At 44.0% G+C, this 19,045-nt stretch carries 17 protein-coding genes, 1 tRNA gene and 1 other annotated feature; of the genes, 15 read left to right on the top strand and 3 right to left on the bottom strand.

The features are described 5' to 3' along the window. The first annotated feature begins 82 nt into the window (after positions 1-82). The 4 genes from rph (at position 83) to GYO_RS36230 (ending at position 2,158) form a co-directional block, all read left to right on the top strand. Entirely contained in the window at positions 83-820 is a 738-nt protein-coding gene (gene rph, locus GYO_RS36245) for a ribonuclease PH (RefSeq protein WP_003246039.1), read from the top strand. 12 nt (positions 821-832) lie between these two features. Next, positions 833-1,429 carry an XTP/dITP diphosphatase gene (locus tag GYO_RS36240; RefSeq protein WP_072182702.1) on the top strand — a complete coding sequence of 199 codons (597 nt, stop codon included), beginning with the start codon at positions 833-835 and terminating at the stop codon, positions 1,427-1,429. Positions 1,430-1,444: 15 nt separating this feature from the next. Further along, a complete protein-coding gene (locus tag GYO_RS36235; RefSeq protein ID WP_014114688.1) occupies positions 1,445-1,954 on the top strand; it encodes a metallophosphoesterase in 510 nt (169 codons plus the stop codon). Between the two features lie 130 nt (positions 1,955-2,084). Next, a tRNA-Arg gene (locus GYO_RS36230) sits at positions 2,085-2,158 on the top strand. Between the two features lie 64 nt (positions 2,159-2,222). On the opposite strand, the gene GYO_RS36225 is transcribed toward GYO_RS36230, so the two are convergent. The 3 genes from GYO_RS36225 to cotQ all read right to left on the bottom strand — a co-directional run bounded on the left by GYO_RS36225 (position 2,223) and on the right by cotQ (position 4,205). Further along, positions 2,223-3,047: a YsnF/AvaK domain-containing protein gene (locus GYO_RS36225; RefSeq protein WP_014114687.1), complete on the bottom strand. Its 825-nt coding sequence runs from the start codon at positions 3,045-3,047 to the stop codon at positions 2,223-2,225. Between the two features lie 187 nt (positions 3,048-3,234). Next, a complete protein-coding gene (locus GYO_RS36215; protein WP_014114686.1) occupies positions 3,235-3,690 on the bottom strand; it encodes a GNAT family N-acetyltransferase in 456 nt (151 codons plus the stop codon). Positions 3,691-3,881: 191 nt separating this feature from the next. Next, positions 3,882-4,205 (bottom strand): inner spore coat protein CotQ, encoded by a 324-nt coding sequence (gene cotQ / locus GYO_RS36210; RefSeq protein ID WP_014114685.1) that lies wholly within the window; start codon positions 4,203-4,205, stop codon positions 3,882-3,884. A gap of 446 nt (positions 4,206-4,651) precedes the next feature. Beyond that, positions 4,652-4,899, top strand: a binding site (T-box leader). Between the two features lie 122 nt (positions 4,900-5,021). Here cotQ and ilvB point away from each other — a divergent pair. The 11 genes from ilvB to lonB all read left to right on the top strand — a co-directional run bounded on the left by ilvB (position 5,022) and on the right by lonB (position 19,026). Further along, positions 5,022-6,746 (top strand): acetolactate synthase large subunit, encoded by a 1,725-nt coding sequence (gene ilvB / locus GYO_RS36205; protein WP_014114684.1) that lies wholly within the window; start codon positions 5,022-5,024, stop codon positions 6,744-6,746. Beyond that, entirely contained in the window at positions 6,743-7,261 is a 519-nt protein-coding gene (ilvN, locus tag GYO_RS36200; RefSeq protein WP_003222543.1) for an acetolactate synthase small subunit, read from the top strand. The genes ilvB and ilvN overlap by 4 nt, the downstream gene beginning before the upstream one ends. A gap of 24 nt (positions 7,262-7,285) precedes the next feature. Then, on the top strand, positions 7,286-8,314 hold the full coding sequence (gene ilvC / locus GYO_RS36195) for a ketol-acid reductoisomerase (RefSeq protein ID WP_014114683.1): 1,029 nt from the start codon (positions 7,286-7,288) through the stop codon (positions 8,312-8,314). After that, positions 8,301-9,857: a 2-isopropylmalate synthase gene (locus GYO_RS36190; RefSeq protein WP_041521033.1), complete on the top strand. Its 1,557-nt coding sequence runs from the start codon at positions 8,301-8,303 to the stop codon at positions 9,855-9,857. Before ilvC ends, GYO_RS36190 begins: the two co-directional genes overlap by 14 nt. A 20-nt stretch (positions 9,858-9,877) precedes the next feature. Beyond that, entirely contained in the window at positions 9,878-10,975 is a 1,098-nt protein-coding gene (gene leuB / locus GYO_RS36185) for a 3-isopropylmalate dehydrogenase (protein WP_014114681.1), read from the top strand. Positions 10,976-11,025: 50 nt separating this feature from the next. Beyond that, positions 11,026-12,444 (top strand): 3-isopropylmalate dehydratase large subunit, encoded by a 1,419-nt coding sequence (gene leuC / locus GYO_RS36180; RefSeq protein WP_041521032.1) that lies wholly within the window; start codon positions 11,026-11,028, stop codon positions 12,442-12,444. A 12-nt stretch (positions 12,445-12,456) separates the two neighbouring features. Further along, entirely contained in the window at positions 12,457-13,056 is a 600-nt protein-coding gene (gene leuD, locus GYO_RS36175; protein ID WP_014114679.1) for a 3-isopropylmalate dehydratase small subunit, read from the top strand. A gap of 117 nt (positions 13,057-13,173) precedes the next feature. Beyond that, positions 13,174-14,178, top strand: a complete 1,005-nt coding sequence (gene ddcA / locus GYO_RS36170; RefSeq protein ID WP_014114677.1) for a DNA damage checkpoint antagonist DdcA — start codon at positions 13,174-13,176, stop codon at positions 14,176-14,178. Positions 14,179-14,405: 227 nt separating this feature from the next. Then, positions 14,406-15,680 (top strand): trigger factor, encoded by a 1,275-nt coding sequence (gene tig, locus GYO_RS36165; RefSeq protein ID WP_014114676.1) that lies wholly within the window; start codon positions 14,406-14,408, stop codon positions 15,678-15,680. A 271-nt stretch (positions 15,681-15,951) separates the two neighbouring features. Continuing rightward, a complete protein-coding gene (gene clpX, locus GYO_RS36160; protein WP_003222561.1) occupies positions 15,952-17,214 on the top strand; it encodes an ATP-dependent protease ATP-binding subunit ClpX in 1,263 nt (420 codons plus the stop codon). A 153-nt stretch (positions 17,215-17,367) separates the two neighbouring features. Continuing rightward, complete coding sequence (lonB, locus tag GYO_RS36155; protein ID WP_014114675.1) at positions 17,368-19,026, top strand: ATP-dependent protease LonB; 1,659 nt, start codon at positions 17,368-17,370, stop codon at positions 19,024-19,026. Positions 19,027-19,045: the final 19 nt, after the last annotated feature.

Here is a 19,045-nt window from a genome sequence, read left to right as displayed (position 1 = left end):
AGAGGTTAGCGTTCCGGCTGCCTCTTTCTTTATTCAATTCCGGGACAAAAATGGTTTATGTACATACAATCGGAGGTAAAACATGAGACATGACGGAAGACAACATGATGAGCTGCGTCCAATCACATTCGATTTGGATTTTATCAGCCATCCGGAAGGTTCTGTTCTAATAACAGCAGGAAATACAAAAGTAATCTGCAACGCGTCTGTTGAGGACCGCGTGCCGCCATTTTTGCGGGGCGGAGGAAAAGGCTGGATTACAGCTGAATACAGCATGCTGCCGCGGGCAACAAACCAAAGAACAATCAGAGAATCTTCTAAGGGGAAAATTTCCGGCAGAACAATGGAGATTCAACGCCTGATCGGCCGCGCGCTTCGGGCAGTCGTAGATTTAGAAAAGCTCGGTGAACGGACGATTTGGATTGACTGTGATGTCATTCAGGCCGATGGCGGGACAAGAACCGCTTCGATTACAGGCGCATTTCTTGCTATGGCGATTGCGATTGGCAAGCTGATCAAAGCGGGAACGATCAAGACAAATCCGATCACTGATTTTCTTGCTGCGATCTCTGTCGGAATTGATAAGGAACAGGGAATTTTGTTAGATTTAAATTATGAAGAAGATTCCTCCGCTGAAGTTGACATGAATGTCATTATGACTGGCAGCGGCCGTTTTGTAGAGCTGCAGGGAACCGGGGAAGAGGCGACTTTTTCAAGGGAGGATCTGAACGGTCTTCTCGGTCTTGCAGAAAAAGGCATTCAGGAACTGATTGACAAGCAAAAAGAAGTGCTGGGTGATTCTCTGCCAGAACTGAAATAAAGACAGAAAGGCTTGATCATCATGAAAGAAGCAATTATTGCGACACATAATCCGGGAAAAGTGAAGGAATTCAAAGAAATCCTTGAGCCAAAAGGCTATGATGTCAAATCTTTAGCTGAAATTGGATTCACAGAAGAAATTGAGGAAACAGGCCATACGTTTGAAGAAAATGCCATTTTAAAAGCTGAAGCTGTTGCCAAAGCAGTGAACAAAATGGTGATTGCGGACGACTCCGGTCTGTCCGTCGATAACCTTGGGGGCAGACCCGGCGTTTATTCCGCACGCTATGCAGGAGAACAGAAAGACGACCAGGCAAATATCGATAAAGTGCTCAGTGAGCTGAAAGGAATCGAAAAAGAACAGCGCACGGCCCGTTTCCGGTGCGCGCTGGCTGTGAGTATCCCCGGTGAGGAAACAAAAACTGTCGAAGGCCATGTTGAAGGGTATATTGCTGAAGAACCGAGAGGAGAATACGGCTTTGGCTATGACCCGATCTTTATTGTGAAAGATAAAGATAAGACAATGGCCGAACTGACAAGTGATGAAAAAAATAAAATCAGCCATAGGGCTGACGCGCTTAAAAAGCTGTCTAAGCTTTTGGAGGCATAAGGAGGAAGCTTGTACATGAACGTGCTGATTATCAGTGACAGCCATGGGCTTAAAGAAGAACTCCAAACCATTGCGAAACGGCATGAAGCAGAAGTTGATCTCATGATTCATTGCGGAGACTCTGAGCTTGAAACAGGGCATCCGGCATTAAATCCTTATGCGGTTGTAAAAGGCAATTGCGATTTTGTAGGCGATTTTAAGGACGAGCTTCTTCTGACTGCCGGTTCAAAAAAAATACTGGTCACGCACGGCCACCTTCACGGTATAAAACAGACCTTGTTAAACGTATACTATCGTGCAGAGGAGCTCGGAGCGGATATTATCTGTTTCGGGCATTCACACATCGCGGGAAGTGAAGTGCTGCGTGGAAAACTGATGATTAATCCAGGCAGCATCCGGCTTCCGAGGGTGCGCAGGACTGAAAGCTATGCTATACTAACCTTAGAAAATGATGCCGCGACAGTGCGTTTTTACGACCAATCAGGCCATGAAATTGAGGATCTGCAAAACCAGGTCACACTATAAAAAAGTCATGAGGAAGAAATTTTTCTTCCTCATGAAAAAAATTCTAAAAAAACCGTTGACTTATTGTTGCATCCCATATATAATAAATCTTGTCGCTGATAGTTAAAGCGAAAACAAAAAAACAAAACATGTCCCAGTAGCTCAGCTGGATAGAGCAACGGCCTTCTAAGCCGTCGGTCGGGAGTTCGAATCTCTCCTGGGACGTACCAAAAGAAAAACCTCAAATCCTAAATGGATTTGAGGTTTTTTTGTTGTCGGCTTATGATTTTCATTTGTTATTTAACGTATCATCATCCAAGCCGTCAACTTTTCCTTCTTTATTCAGACGAGGTTCTTCTTTTTTCACAGTTTCAGAAACATGTTCATTTTCTTCAACAGTGCGTTTACCAACAACCACTTCATCAGTGACAACCGGTTTTTTAGTCACTTCCAGCTTTTCCTCAACGATTGGAACTCTGACAGTTTCTGCATCGTTTACAGGAGAAGCGTCCGCTGTGTTTTCATCCACTGGGCGGCGTTCGACATAAATTTCATCGTGTCTCACCGGGATGTCCATATCTCTTTGTTCTGTTTTCACTTCTTTTCCTATCTCTACTTCTCCAGTTTGAACGTCTTCCTTGTCGACTTTCAGCTGTTCTTCCCGCAGCGGCATTGTTTTTTCTTCTTTCGTTGTATAATCCGCCGTTTCATTTGTGCTTGAAAAGCCGCCTGAAAGGGCATTGCCGTTATCGATAGGAGCATTTACATCTGCATCTGTCTCAACGGCCACAAGGAGTTTGCCGACATCCAAATCTTCTTGGTACTTGTCTATTTCGTTAGTGGTGATATCCAAATCGGATAATGCTTTGCTGTGTGCGGCGGTATCATCCATTGTGAAATAATCTTTCAGTTTATCGAAAAAAGATTCAGATTCGCCCTCACGTGCATCGATGGCCTGATTGACCTCTGTTCCTGTGCGTGTTTCAAGATAATCTGTATCTCGCCGGCTTGTCACAACAGAGATGTCGTCAGAATCATAGCCTTTTGTTAACAAGCCTTCAATCGCTGCAATGGTTTCCTGCGGAGTTTCGTATACACCAACTATACTTTTCATATTAATCTCCTCCTTTATCAATTTTGCATTTTATCGTTCATGTCGTTTTTAATTCCCGCTGCTCTTTAAAATAAACAAGATTGAAAACACCGGGTGTGTTTCATACACGCGAATTAGGTGTGTGAAAATAAAAAAGGATAGACAAGACAGAATGTTCTCTGCACTTATCTACCCTCATAAAAATGCCTCACAGTCTCTTCGTCATAAACACACTGTTTGGATCTTCAACATAGTCTGCAAACGGTTCACAGTACTGAAAACCGAAGCTTTCATACAATTTTCTTGCCGGCTCAAATGAAGCCATTGAACCCGTTTCTAAGCTTAGCCGCTCATAGCCTCGCTTTGCAGCCTCCTCTATGATGTGCTGAAGAACTTGTTTGGCAACGCCTTTTCTTAAATGGGATGCAGACGTGCGCATTGATTTGATTTCTCCGTGCCGGCTGTCCAGTTCTTTAAGCGCTCCGCAGCCGGCTAGTTCATCACCCTCCCAGGCACTCCAAAATGTGATTTCAGGCCCTCGCAGCCTTTCTAAACCTAAGGCATGGATGCTTTCTGGCGGGGACATGAGTGTCATGCTATGTAAATGCTCATTCACAAGTGAGATCACCTGTTGTCCAGTTACATCATCTATTTTTATATACAATTCTATTCCTCCTCAAAAACTTGCAGGTTTGCAGAACATATTTTCATTTCATCTTAATCATATTTCATCCTGTTTCCAAATATAAAGACAGAAAATCTGACAGTATAGATCATTCTTTGGAATGATATGATTTGTGAAAGACGTTTCAAAGCAAAAAAGGGCCGAAATAGATGTTCGGCCCTGGGTCTTCGTTAATATCTAAAGCCTCCGTGTGCGCCTGCTCCGCCGAATCCGCCGGCGTGTGTCGCCGGGATACTGAAACCGCCGCCATGGCCGCTATAGCCAGCACCTGCAAATTGCTGCCCGTAAAATCCTGAAGCATATGGATAGGAGGAGTACATAGCAGAGGGAGTGCTTATCGGGCTGTATGCCTGGCTGTACGGCTGACCGTATCCATAGCCTCCGAATGGCTGATGGCTTTGCTGGTAAAAGGCAGGGGCAGTAGGGTAATACGGTTGCGGAAAGCTGGGAAAGCCTGCGGGGAATCCTTGCATATCTGCTAATGATTTATTCATTGTATCACCTTTTCTTTGCAAGATACCATCAATGTATGCCGGAGGAATAATGGAAGTGCCTATCCGAATTAAAAGGGTTTGCAAGGCGATCTGTCAGGTTGCAACCTATATCCAAATGATAGAATGTTATAAAATCTGACATGTTTATATGATATTGAAAAATTCTGGTGTATCCTTGATAGATTAATGAAAAAATTATAAAAACTTTTAACATTTGCGATTCCTTATGCATCAATAATGAAAGCGTATACAATATAGATTGATTAATCAAAATTGTCTAATAATTTTAAAAAATGCTGTTGACACTGCGTCCAAAGCGGCGTAATATGAGTTCAACAAAAGATAAACGCAAGCTTCACAAGCAAAAATGATCGCAATATGATTCTGAAAAGTGAAAAAACAAACGACCTCCTTGAACAGCTCTAAGCTGTTCCGGAGACTGAATATGAAAAGCGCAGATGAGGATAAGTAGCCTTGATAAAGCTTTCCACAGAGAACCGGGTTAGCTGAGAACCGGCGAAGCTTTACAAGGTGAACTCGCCTCAGAGTGCCAGTCTGAAATGATAGTAGGACTTGGCCGGGTGAACTTGATTCACTCGTTATTAAAGCGGATAGAAATATCCATGAGACGGCCGATTTAACAGGTCGTAAACAAGGGTGGTACCGCGGAAAGAAGAGCCTTTTCGCCCCTTTTAGCTATCGCATTCACTGCGCGGCTGATTGTGGGCGGAAGGGTTTTTTTTATTGAATAATCAGCTATAAAGCTAATAAAAAAGATGATCTTTAGAGGATGAAAATCCAAAAGGAGGAACTAAAATGGGGACTAATGTACAGGTGGATTCAGCATCTGCCAAATGTACACAGACGATGAGCGGAGCGTTAATGCTGATTGAATCATTAAAGAAAGAAAAAGTAGAAATGATATTCGGTTATCCGGGCGGAGCTGTACTGCCGATCTACGATAAGCTGTACAATTCAGGAATGGTACATATCCTTCCCCGACACGAGCAAGGCGCCATTCATGCAGCGGAAGGATACGCGAGAGTTTCTGGAAAACCAGGGGTCGTTATTGCGACATCAGGTCCGGGAGCGACAAACCTTGTTACTGGACTTGCGGATGCCATGATTGATTCACTGCCTTTAGTCGTCTTTACAGGACAGGTGGCAACCTCCGTTATCGGAAGCGATGCTTTTCAGGAAGCAGACATTTTAGGAATTACAATGCCGGTTACAAAACACAGCTATCAGGTCCGCCAGCCGGAAGATCTGCCGCGCATCATTAAAGAAGCATTCCATATTGCGACAACGGGAAGACCGGGACCTGTACTAATCGATATTCCAAAAGATGTTGCAGCAATTGAAGGGGAATTTAGCTATGATCATGAGATGAATCTCCCGGGATACCAGCCGACAACAGAGCCGAATTATTTGCAGATCCGCAAGCTTGTGGAAGCCGTGAGCAGCGCAAAGAAACCGGTGATCCTGGCGGGTGCGGGCGTACTGCACGGAAAAGCGTCAGAAGAATTAAAAAATTATGTCGAGCAGCAGCAAATCCCTGTGGCACACACCCTTTTGGGGCTGGGAGGCTTTCCGGCTGACCATCCGCTTTTTCTGGGGATGGCGGGGATGCACGGTACTTACACAGCCAATATGGCCCTTCATGATTGCGATCTTTTAATCAGTATCGGCGCACGTTTTGATGACCGCGTCACAGGAAACCTGAAGCACTTTGCAAGAAACGCAAAAATTGCCCACATCGATATTGATCCGGCTGAAATCGGAAAAATCATGAAAACACAGATTCCGGTTGTCGGAGACAGCAAAGTTGTCCTGCAAGAGCTGATCAAACAAAACGGCAAACAAGGCGATTCAAGCGAATGGAAAAAACAGCTCGCCGAATGGAAAGAAGAGTACCCGCTCTGGTACGTAGATAATGAAGAAGAAGGCTTTAAACCTCAGAAATTGATTGAATATATTCATCAATTTACAAAAGGCGAGGCGATTATCGCAACGGATGTCGGCCAGCATCAAATGTGGTCAGCGCAATTCTATCCGTTCCAAAAAGCAGATAAATGGGTCACATCAGGCGGACTTGGAACGATGGGATTCGGCCTTCCGGCAGCGATCGGTGCACAGCTTGCAGATAGAGATGCTACTGTAGTCGCGGTTCTCGGAGACGGTGGTTTTCAAATGACGCTCCAAGAACTCGATGTCATTCGCGAATTGAATCTTCCGGTCAAAGTCGTGATTTTAAATAACGCTTGTCTCGGAATGGTCAGACAGTGGCAGGAAATTTTCTATGAAGAACGCTATTCAGAATCTAAATTTGCTTCTCAGCCTGACTTCGTCAAATTGTCAGAAGCATACAGCATTAAAGGCATTAGAATTTCATCAGAAGCAGAAGTGAAAGATAAGCTGGAAGAGGCATTAACATCAAAAGAACCGGTTGTCATTGACGTGCGGGTTGCCAGCGAAGAAAAAGTATTTCCGATGGTGGCTCCGGGGAAAGGGCTGCATGAAATGGTGGGGGTGAAACCTTGAAAAGAATTATCACATTGACTGTGGTGAACCGTTCCGGCGTGTTAAATCGGATTACCGGTCTATTCACTAAAAGACATTACAACATTGAAAGCATTACAGTTGGACACACAGAAACAACCGGCGTTTCCAGAATCACCTTTGTCGTTCACGTTGAAGGAGAAAATGATGTTGAACAGCTGACAAAACAGCTCAACAAACAGATTGATGTGCTGAAGGTCACCGACATCACTAATCAATCGATTGTCCAGAGGGAGCTGGCCTTAATCAAGGTCGTATCTGCACCGTCAACGAGATCAGAGATTAATGGAATCATAGAACCGTTCAGAGCCTCTGTCGTTGATGTCAGCAGAGATAGCATCGTTGTTCAGGTGACAGGCGAATCTAACAAAATTGAAGCGCTTATTGAATTGTTAAAACCTTATGGCATTAAAGAAATCGCGAGAACAGGTACAACGGCTTTTGCGAGGGGAACCCAGCAAAAGGCGTCATCCAATAAAACAATATCTATTGTATAAAACATAAAAAGGGAGAGATTTGAAATGGTAAAAGTATATTATAACGGTGATATCAAAGAGAGCGTATTGGCTGGAAAAACAGTAGCAGTTATCGGATACGGATCGCAAGGTCACGCACATGCCCTGAACCTTAAAGAAAGCGGAGTTGACGTAATCGTTGGTGTTAGACAAGGAAAATCCTTCACTCAAGCCCAAGAAGACGGACATAAAGTATTTTCAGTAAAAGAAGCGGCAGCTCAAGCTGAAATCATCATGGTTCTGCTTCCGGATGAACAGCAGCAAAAAGTATACGAAGCTGAAATCAAAGATGAATTGACAGCTGGAAAATCATTGGTGTTCGCTCACGGATTTAACGTTCATTTCCATCAAATTGTTCCTCCTGCGGATGTAGATGTATTCTTGGTAGCGCCTAAAGGTCCGGGACACTTGGTAAGAAGAACATATGAGCAAGGAGCTGGCGTACCGGCATTGTTCGCGATTTATCAAGATGTGACTGGAGAAGCAAGAGACAAAGCCCTTGCATATGCAAAAGGAATCGGCGGCGCAAGAGCGGGCGTTTTGGAAACGACATTTAAAGAAGAAACAGAAACAGATTTGTTCGGTGAGCAAGCAGTTCTTTGCGGCGGATTGAGTGCACTGGTAAAAGCTGGATTCGAAACATTAACTGAAGCAGGTTATCAGCCTGAACTTGCATACTTTGAGTGTCTTCACGAGCTGAAATTAATCGTAGACCTTATGTACGAAGAAGGACTTGCAGGCATGAGATATTCAATCTCTGACACAGCGCAGTGGGGAGATTTCGTATCAGGACCTCGCGTTGTTGATGCTAAAGTAAAAGAATCTATGAAAGAAGTATTAAAAGATATTCAAAACGGTACATTCGCAAAAGAGTGGATCGTCGAAAACCAAGTAAACCGTCCTCGTTTCAACGCCATCAATGCGAGCGAAAACGAACATCAAATCGAAGTTGTTGGAAGAAAGCTTCGTGAAATGATGCCATTTGTGAAACAAGGCAAGAAGAAGGAAGCGGTGGTCTCCGTTGCGCAAAATTAATTTTTTCGACACGACGCTTCGTGATGGTGAACAGTCCCCTGGCGTGAACTTAAATACTCAGGAGAAACTTGCCATAGCAAAGCAGCTCGAAAGACTCGGGGCAGATATCATTGAAGCGGGGTTTCCCGCTTCATCCCGAGGTGACTTTTTAGCTGTTCAGGAAATTGCAAGAACCATTAAAAATTGTTCAGTGACTGGTCTTGCCCGTTGCGTAAAAGGTGATATTGATGCTGCTTGGGAAGCGTTAAAGGACGGTGCTCATCCGAGAATTCACGTATTTATCGCCACGTCGGACATTCATTTGAAACACAAGCTGAAAATGACTCGTGAGCAAGTGATTGCAAGAGCAGTTGAAATGGTGAAATACGCAAAAGAGCGCTTTCCGGTTGTGCAATGGTCAGCTGAAGATGCCTGCCGGACTGAACTGCCGTTTTTAGCGGAAATCGTCGAGAAAGTCATTGACGCAGGCGCCAGTGTTATCAATCTTCCGGACACGGTCGGCTACCTGGCTCCAGCGGAATACGGAAATATCTTTAAATATATGAAGGAAAACGTTCCGAACATTCACAAAGCAAACCTTTCGGCCCACTGTCATGATGATTTGGGAATGGCAGTCGCAAACTCTCTTGCTGCGATTGAAAATGGCGCTGATCAAATCGAATGCGCTGTGAACGGAATCGGTGAAAGAGCCGGAAACGCGGCATTAGAGGAAATTGCCGTTGCCCTCCATATCAGAAAAGATTTCTATCAAGTTGAAACAGGCATTACATTGAACGAGATTAAGCGAACAAGCGATTTAGTAAGCAAGCTGACAGGTATGGCTGTTCCGCGCAATAAAGCGGTTATAGGCGATAATGCCTTTGCTCATGAATCAGGCATCCACCAGGACGGCTTCTTAAAAGAAAAATCGACTTATGAAATTATTTCACCGGAACTTGTCGGTGTAACAGCAGATGCGCTTGTCCTAGGGAAACATTCCGGACGCCACGCGTTTAAAGACCGGCTGACTGCTTTAGGATTCCAATTTGAAAGTGAAGAGATTAATAAATTTTTTACGATGTTCAAAGAGTTGACTGAGAAGAAAAAAGAAATCATTGATGAGGATCTTGTTTCTCTTATTTTAGAAGAAAAAGTAACAGACCGCAAGATTGGGTATGAATTTCTTTCTCTGCAAGTGCATTACGGAACAAGTCAGGTTCCTACAGCTACACTATCTTTGAAAAACCAAGAAAACGCAGAGCTTATTCAGGAAGCGGCAACTGGAGCGGGAAGCGTGGAAGCGATCTACAACACGCTTGAGCGCTGCATCGATAAAGACGTGGAGCTTTTGGACTACCGCATTCAGTCTAATAGAAAAGGCGAAGACGCATTTGCCCAGGTGTATGTAAGAGTTTTGGTGAACGGAAAAGAATCAGCAGGGCGGGGCATAGCGCAAGACGTATTAGAAGCATCAGCGAAAGCCTATTTGAACGCAGTCAACCGTCAATTGGTTTTCCAATCGAATATGAGCGGACTTAAAAACCATACAGCTGTCGGATCATAAAAGAAAGGAGAACGGATAACTTGAAGAAACGTATTGCTCTATTGCCCGGAGACGGGATCGGCCCTGAAGTATTAGAATCAGCGACAGACGTACTGAAAAGTGTTGCCGAACGCTTTAATCATGAATTTGAATTTGAATATGGCCTGATTGGAGGGGCGGCGATTGATGAACATAACAACCCCCTCCCGGAGGAAACCGTTGCCGCTTGTAAAAATGCCGACGCTATATTGCTTGGCGCTGTCGGCGGACCGAAATGGGATCAAAATCCTTCGGAGTTGAGACCGGAAAAAGGTCTGCTCAGCATCAGAAAACAGCTTGATTTGTTTGCGAATTTGCGGCCTGTGAAGGTGTTTGAAAGCCTATCTGACGCATCACCTTTGAAAAAAGAATATATAGATAACGTTGATTTCGTTATCGTCCGTGAGCTGACAGGCGGCTTATATTTCGGCCAGCCGAGCAAACGCTATGTAAACACTGAAGGTGAGCAGGAAGCAGTAGACACACTGTTTTATAAGCGGACGGAAATTGAACGCGTGATCAGAGAGGGCTTTAAAATGGCGGCAGCCAGAAAAGGCAAGGTAACCTCCGTTGATAAAGCGAACGTTCTTGAATCAAGCAGACTGTGGCGTGAAGTGGCTGAGGACGTTGCAAAAGACTTTCCTGATGTGAAGCTAGAGCACATGCTTGTGGATAACGCGGCCATGCAGCTGATTTATGCACCGAATCAATTTGATGTCGTGGTGACTGAAAACATGTTCGGTGATATTTTAAGCGATGAAGCGTCCATGCTTACAGGCTCACTCGGAATGCTCCCGTCAGCCAGCCTATCAAGTTCAGGTCTTCATCTGTTTGAGCCTGTTCATGGCTCCGCGCCTGACATAGCCGGTAAAGGGATGGCAAATCCGTTTGCGGCCATATTGTCAGCGGCAATGCTTTTGAGAACATCTTTCGGCCTTGAAGAGGAAGCGAAAGCTGTAGAAGATGCGGTTAACAAAGTCTTAACTTCCGGAAAAAGAACAAGAGACTTGGCGCGAGGCGAAGAGTTCAGCAGCACTCATGCCATTACAGAGGAAGTCAAGGCAGCGATCATGAGTGAAAATACAATTTCTAATATGTGACAGCTTACGTTAAGCGGTCTTAGTTCATAGGTAGAGGGAGGAAATAAAAGATGATGCCTCGAACAATCATCGAAAAGATTTGGGATCAGCATATTGTAAAACATGGTGGGGGAAAACCGGATCTTCTCTATATTGATTTGCATCTTATTCATGAGGTCACGTCTCCTCAGGCATTTGAAGGGTTGAGACAAAAGGGAAGAAAGGTCAGAAGACCCCAGAACACGTTTGCGACAATGGACCACAACATCCCGACCGTCAATCGTTTTGAGATAAAGGATGAAGTTGCGAAACGCCAAGTGACGGCGCTTGAACGAAACTGTGAAGAATTTGGTGTGCGCCTTGCTGATCTTCACAGTGTGGATCAAGGGATTGTCCATGTTGTCGGTCCTGAACTGGGCTTAACGCTTCCAGGGAAAACGATTGTATGCGGCGATAGCCATACATCAACCCATGGCGCATTCGGCGCTCTTGCATTCGGAATCGGGACAAGTGAAGTTGAACATGTCCTTTCCACACAGACACTTTGGCAGCAACGTCCGAAAACACTTGAAGTGCGCGTAGACGGAACACTTCAAAAAGGGGTAACGGCAAAGGATGTCATTCTTGCTGTCATCGGCAAATACGGGGTGAAATTCGGCACTGGCTATGTCATTGAATACACTGGGGAAGTATTCAGAAATATGACGATGGATGAACGAATGACCGTTTGTAACATGTCAATTGAAGCAGGGGCAAGAGCAGGTTTGATTGCACCTGACGAGGTGACATTTGAATATTGCAAAAACCGCAAATATACGCCAAAAGGCGAAGAATTTGACAAGGCCGTAGAGGAATGGAAGGCGCTGCGCACAGATCGGGGCGCTGTTTACGATAAATCTATCGTCCTTGACGGCAACGACATTTCTCCGATGGTGACATGGGGCATCAACCCAGGAATGGTTCTTCCTGTCGATTCAGAAGTTCCTGCGCCGGAAAGCTTTTCCGCAGAAGATGACAAAAAAGAAGCGATTCGCGCTTATGAATATATGGGACTGACCCCTCATCAGAAAATTGAGGACATTAAAGTGGAGCACGTGTTTATCGGTTCCTGCACAAATTCTCGCATGACTGACCTTCGCCAGGCTGCTGATATGATCAAAGGGAAGAAGGTAGCTGATAGCGTAAGAGCCATCGTCGTTCCCGGATCCCAAAGCGTGAAGCTTCAGGCTGAAAAAGAAGGGCTTGACCAGGTTTTCTTGGAAGCTGGATTTGAATGGAGAGAGTCAGGCTGCAGCATGTGTTTGAGCATGAATAATGATGTTGTTCCTGAGGGAGAGCGCTGTGCGTCAACCTCTAACCGCAACTTCGAGGGCAGACAAGGAAAAGGTGCAAGAACACATCTCGTCAGCCCGGCAATGGCTGCGATGGCTGCCATTCACGGACATTTCATTGATGTCAGAAAGTTTTATCAGGAAAAAACAGTTGTGTAAGGAGTGCGCGAGATGGAACCTTTGAAAACACATACGGGGAAAGCAGCCGTATTAAATCGAATCAATGTTGACACAGACCAGATTATTCCTAAACAATTTTTGAAGAGGATTGAAAGAACAGGCTACGGCCGTTTTGCATTCTTTGACTGGAGATATGATGAGAAAGGTGAACCGAACCCTGAATTTGAATTAAACCAGCCTGCTTATCAAGGTGCTTCCATTTTAATAGCAGGAGAAAATTTCGGCTGCGGGTCATCGCGTGAACACGCTCCGTGGGCGCTTGATGATTATGGGTTTAAAATTATCATTGCACCTTCATTTGCTGATATTTTTCACCAGAACTGCTTTAAAAACGGTATGCTGCCGATCCGCATGCCATATGACAATTGGAAAAAGCTTGTCGGCCAGTATGAAAACCAGTCATTGCAAATGACTGTTGACCTTGAAAATCAGCTAATTCATGATAGTGAAGGCAATCAAATTTCATTCGAAGTTGATCCGCATTGGAAAGAGATGCTCATCAACGGCTATGATGAAATTTCATTAACGCTTTTGCTTGAAGATGAAATCAAGCAATTTGAATCACAAAGAAGCTCTTGGCTTCAAGCCTAAAAAGCAGCCGGCATTTGTCCGGCGGCTTTTTTTGCCTTGTGAAACCTTTCATTTCTTGTGTTTGTTCACAGGTGTTGATACACTTGAACAAAATAAATGCCTGAAAGGAATATAGGTATGACGCATGACAAGAGAAACGCAAAAATTATTCCTTTTCCTCATCTGAAAGACCGTCTTGTGGAAAAAGGGATGGCATCACTAAAGGAAAAAAAGTATCAAGAAGCACTTGAGCTGTTTTCGGAAGCGATGAAATATGATGATACTGACTCCGATCTTCACTTAGGGATGGCTATCTGCTTTTTAGAGCTGGGCGAATTGGAAGAGGCAAAAAGCGTCTGCGAGAAGATGCTAAAAGAAGGCTATGGCCATTATTTTACGGTTTTGCAGGTGTACATGACCATCTTAATTCAGCTCAAAAAATACGAAGAAGTCAAAAGCACCATTGAAGCCGTTTTGGAAGAAAATCAACTGCCTGCGGAAAGTGCCGAGCAATTTTATAAGCTGCTTGATTTCAGCCGGAAAATGACCGATCCGGAACGTGAGGACGAGGCTTGGGCCGAGGAATATGAGGATACAATTGATACTGAGAAAGTGCTGGCAAGCCCTGAGGAGCAAATGAATTTAATTCATTCCTTAAAAGACCGCAATATAGCGAAGTATACAGGCCTGCTCAAAACAATCCTTCAAGACCCCTCAGCTCACCCGATTATCAAAACGATGATTGCTATGCTATTGGCCGAGCATGAGTACAGCAAACCCGTGCACATTACTAAATTTGGCGAGTCTTTGACAATTGAACCGTCTGAGATTGTCCCGCCTGATGCCGCACCGATTTTACACCGTGTTCTCCGGGTGCTGGATGAGACGCTTGGAAATGAAAATCCAACATTATATGCGGCAGTAGAAGAACTGTGGAGAAGACATTTGTACGTTTTATATCCGTTCCAGCCGAAATTGCTGTCGGCCGATCTTTGGGCGGCTGCCCTGCATAAAGTCGGTTACGAGATGCACGGAATTGAAATTGAAAGGGAAGAACTTCATATGATGTATGAGTTTACAGACAGAGAACTCGATGAAGCGTGCACAATGATAAAAGATATTGAAGAAATTTCTTATTTGTAAATCGCGCCATATAGTTGAAAGCGCTATGTGTTATGTTATAATATAATGGTTGTATTTGTGTATAACGGGTTATAAGAAATACGGTTGGACAGGCTTTGCAGTTCATTATTAACATCTATACATAATGATTCTGATCTTTGGCAGCTTTGTTTTTGTTGGACGAAGCCGAATGATTGCTTTAGAATGGAAGACCGACACAACCTGAATAGATTTTTGGAGGGAAACACATGTCTGTAAAATGGGAAAAACAAGAAGGCAACGAAGGCGTTTTAACGGTTGAAGTTGATGCTGAAACGTTTAAAACAGCACTTGATGATGCATTTAAAAAAGTAGTAAAACAAGTTTCAATTCCTGGATTCCGTAAAGGTAAAATTCCTCGCGGATTATTCGAACAGCGCTTTGGCGTAGAAGCTCTTTACCAAGATGCTTTGGATATTCTTCTTCCTGTAGAATACCCTAAAGCGGTTGAAGAAGCTGGAATCGAGCCTGTAGACCGTCCTGAAATCGATGTTGAAAAAATCGAAAAAGGCGAAAGCTTAATCTTCACTGCGAAAGTAACAGTAAAACCTGAAGTGAAGCTTGGCGACTACAAAGGCCTGGGCGTTGAAAAAGACGATGCAACTGTAACTGACGAAGATGTTCAAAACGAACTAAAAGCGCTTCAAGAGCGTCAAGCGGAGCTTGTTGTGAAAGAAGAAGGCGCTGTTGAAGAAGGAAACACAGTTGTTCTTGATTTCGAAGGATTCGTTGACGGCGAAGCATTTGAAGGCGGAAAAGCTGAAAACTACTCTCTTGAAGTAGGTTCTGGTTCATTCATCCCTGGCTTTGAAGAGCAGTTAGTTGGCCTTGAAGCAGGTGCTGAGAAGGATGTTGAAGTGACATTCCCTGAAGAGTATCACGCTGAAGAGCTTGCAGGCAAACCGGCTGTGTTCAAAGTGAAAATTCACGAAATCAAAGCGAAAGAGCTTCCTGAGCTTGACGATGAGTTCGCAAAAGATATCGATGAAGAAGTGGAAACACTCGCTGAACTAACTGAAAAAACAAAGAAACGTTTAGAAGAAGCAAAAGAAAACGAAGCTGACGCTAAATTGCGTGAAGAGCTTGTACTGAAAGCTTCTGAAAATGCTGAAATCGATGTACCTCAAGCAATGGTTGACACTGAGCTTGACCGCATGCTGAAAGAATTCGAACAGCGTCTGCAAATGCAAGGCATGAACCTTGAGCTTTACACTCAATTCTCAGGCCAAGATGAAGCTGCGTTAAAAGAGCAAATGAAAGAAGATGCTGAAAAACGCGTAAAATCTAACCTGACTCTTGAGGCGATCGCAAAAGCGGAAAACCTTGAAGTAACAGATGAGGAAGTTGATGCTGAGCTTACTAAAATGGCTGAAGCATACAACATGCCTGTTGAAAATATTAAACAAGCCATCGGTTCTACTGACGCGATGAAAGAAGATTTAAAAGTTCGCAAAGCAATTGATTTTCTTGTAGAAAACCGTTAATATGGTGCATAATAATAGTAATAATAAAACAGGGCGCGAATGATTCGTGCCTTGTTTTGTACAATTATGATTTATCTCTTTTTCTTGGGGCAAGATAATTAATGCAGGGCTGTTTTTTGTCATACATATAGAATGTGCAAGTCAGAAACACATTGTTACCGTCTTTTTGGAAAGTATGGTAAAATGCAATACATACTCGTTCGTTTCAAGAATCATTTTCTTTTGCTCTGCCGGTAAAAGAAAAAGTGAGACAAGATTAAGGGGTGAAAGAATGTTTAAATTTAACGAGGAAAAAGGACAATTAAAATGCTCGTTCTGTGGAAAAACACAAGATCAGGTTCGTAAGCTTGTAGCTGGACCTGGTGTATATATATGTGACGAATGTATCGAACTCTGCACTGAAATTGTAGAGGAAGAACTCGGAACAGAAGAAGAAGTAGAATTTAAAGACGTACCGAAGCCTCAGGAAATCCGCGAAATTCTGAATGAATATGTCATCGGCCAGGATCAGGCGAAGAAATCACTCGCTGTTGCTGTGTATAACCACTATAAGCGCATTAATTCCAACAGCAAGGTTGATGATGTTGAGCTTTCGAAAAGTAACATTTCATTAATCGGCCCTACAGGAAGCGGTAAAACCCTTCTGGCTCAAACATTGGCTCGCATTTTAAATGTGCCGTTTGCGATTGCGGACGCTACGTCTTTGACTGAAGCTGGATACGTGGGTGAAGATGTAGAGAATATTCTCTTGAAGCTCATTCAAGCTGCTGATTATGATGTGGAAAAAGCAGAAAAAGGCATTATCTATATCGATGAAATCGATAAAGTGGCAAGAAAATCAGAAAACCCGTCTATTACACGTGACGTGTCAGGTGAAGGTGTACAGCAGGCATTGCTTAAAATTCTTGAGGGTACAGTGGCAAGCGTGCCGCCTCAAGGAGGACGTAAGCATCCTCATCAAGAATTCATTCAAATTGACACAACAAATATTTTGTTCATTTGCGGCGGTGCTTTCGATGGTATCGAACAAATCATCAAACGCCGTTTAGGCCAAAAAGTGATTGGATTCGGTGGGGACAATAAAGCTGCTGATCTTGAGAAAGAAGATCTTCTCTCAAAAGTGCTTCCTGAAGACTTGCTCCGCTTCGGGTTAATTCCTGAATTTATCGGACGTCTTCCTGTTATTGCAAGTCTTGAAAAGCTTGACGAAGAAGCGTTGGTTGCGATCTTAACAAAACCGAAAAACGCTCTTGTTAAGCAATTCAAGAAAATGCTTGAGCTTGACAATGTAGAGCTTGAGTTTGAAGAAGAAGCGCTTTCTGAAATTGCTAAAAAAGCAATTGAACGCAAGACTGGAGCACGTGGACTCCGTTCTATCATTGAAGGTATCATGCTTGATGTGATGTTTGAGCTGCCTTCTCGTGATGACATTGAAAAATGTGTGATTACTGGGGCAACTGTGACACATGGAGAGCCGCCTCGCCTCTTATTAAAAGACGGCACTGAGGTAAGCCAAGATAAAACATCTGCATAAAGATAAGCACGAACCTCCTGAATGGTGACATTCAGGAGGTTTTTTTGTCATGCAATCTCTTCTGGAAAAACGTTTATTCCCGCCTTCTGTGGGAGATACTAGCAATCAGAGGAATGAATTGGATACATAAATTGTTTTTCAGGAGGGACCATCATGAGTTGGACAGGGATCGCGTTATTTATTCAGCTGTTTTTTGGGATCATCATTGGTTTGTATTTTTGGAATTTGCTTAAAAATCAAAGGACACAAAAGGTCACGATAGATAAGGAATCAAAGAAGGAAATGGAGCAGCTTCGGAAAATGCGCGCTATCAGCTTGTCCGAGCCATTATCTGAAAAGGTCCGCCCCAAAAGCTTTCAAGATATCGTCGGACAGGAAGATGGCATTAAAGCTTTAAAGGCGGCTTTATGCGGGCCGAATCCTCAGCATGTCATTGTCTATGGACCTCCGGGTGTCGGAAAAACAGCTGCTGCACGGCTTGTGTTAGAAGAAGCGAAAAAACATAAACAATCGCCGTTTAAAGAGCAGGCTGTTTTTGTGGAACTCGATGCGACAACAGCGCGTTTTGATGAAAGAGGAATTGCCGATCCGCTCATCGGCTCTGTCCATGACCCCATATACCAAGGGGCCGGAGCAATGGGACAGGCGGGGATTCCGCAGCCGAAGCAGGGAGCTGTTACCCATGCCCACGGCGGTGTGCTGTTTATTGATGAAATAGGGGAGCTGCATCCTATTCAAATGAATAAAATGCTGAAGGTCCTTGAGGACAGAAAAGTCTTTTTAGACAGTGCGTATTACAGCGAGGAAAACACACAAATCCCGAATCATATTCACGATATTTTTCAAAATGGGCTGCCGGCAGATTTTCGCCTGATTGGCGCGACGACAAGAATGCCGAACGAAATTCCGCCAGCTATCCGATCCCGCTGTTTAGAGGTGTTTTTCCGCGAGCTTGAAAAGGATGAGCTGAAAACAGTTGCCAAAACAGCAGTGGATAAAATTGAAAAAAACATTTCTGACGAGAGTCTGGACCTGCTGACCAGCTATACGCGGAACGGGCGCGAAGCCGTTAACATGATTCAAATCGCCGCAGGGATGGCCGTGACGGAGAATCGGAAAGACATTACGATTGAAGATATTGAATGGGTTATCCATTCCAGCCAGCTTACTCCGAAGCACGAGCAGAAAATCGGCGCCGAACCGCAAGTCGGCATTGTAAATGGGCTTGCAGTATATGGACCTAACAGCGGATCGCTTCTGGAAATCGAAGTGAGCGTAACCGCGGCTCAGGATAAAGGATCAATTAATATCACAGGAATAGCTGAAGAAGAAAGCATCGGCAGCCAATCAAAATCAATCCGGCGAAAAAGCATGGCGAAGGGTTCGGTTGAAAACGTGTTAACCGTGCTCCGGACAATGGGAATGAACCCGTCTGATTATGATATTCACATCAATTTCCCAGGAGGGATTCCGATTGACGGACCGTCGGCAGGCATCGCGATGGCAGCGGGAATTTTCTCGGCGATTCACAAAATCCCAATTGACAATACCGTTGCTATGACGGGCGAAATCAGCCTGAATGGTCTTGTGAAGCCCATTGGAGGCGTCATTCCGAAAATAAAAGCTGCCAAGCAGTCCGGTGCGAAAAAAGTGATTATCCCACATGAAAATCAGCAGTCGATCTTAAAGCAAATTGACGGAATCACAATTATTGCAGTGAAGACGTTCCAGGAAGTACTTGATGAAATTTTAGTGAATCCGCCAACAGAACAAAAACCGTTTAATATTGAAATCAATAAAGAATCCGTTTAAACCCTATTTTTATAATAGG

It is taken from the genome of Bacillus spizizenii TU-B-10, assembly GCF_000227465.1.
In the GTDB taxonomy this organism is placed as follows: domain Bacteria; phylum Bacillota; class Bacilli; order Bacillales; family Bacillaceae; genus Bacillus; species Bacillus spizizenii.
This window is presented reverse-complemented; position numbering and strand designations above follow the sequence as displayed.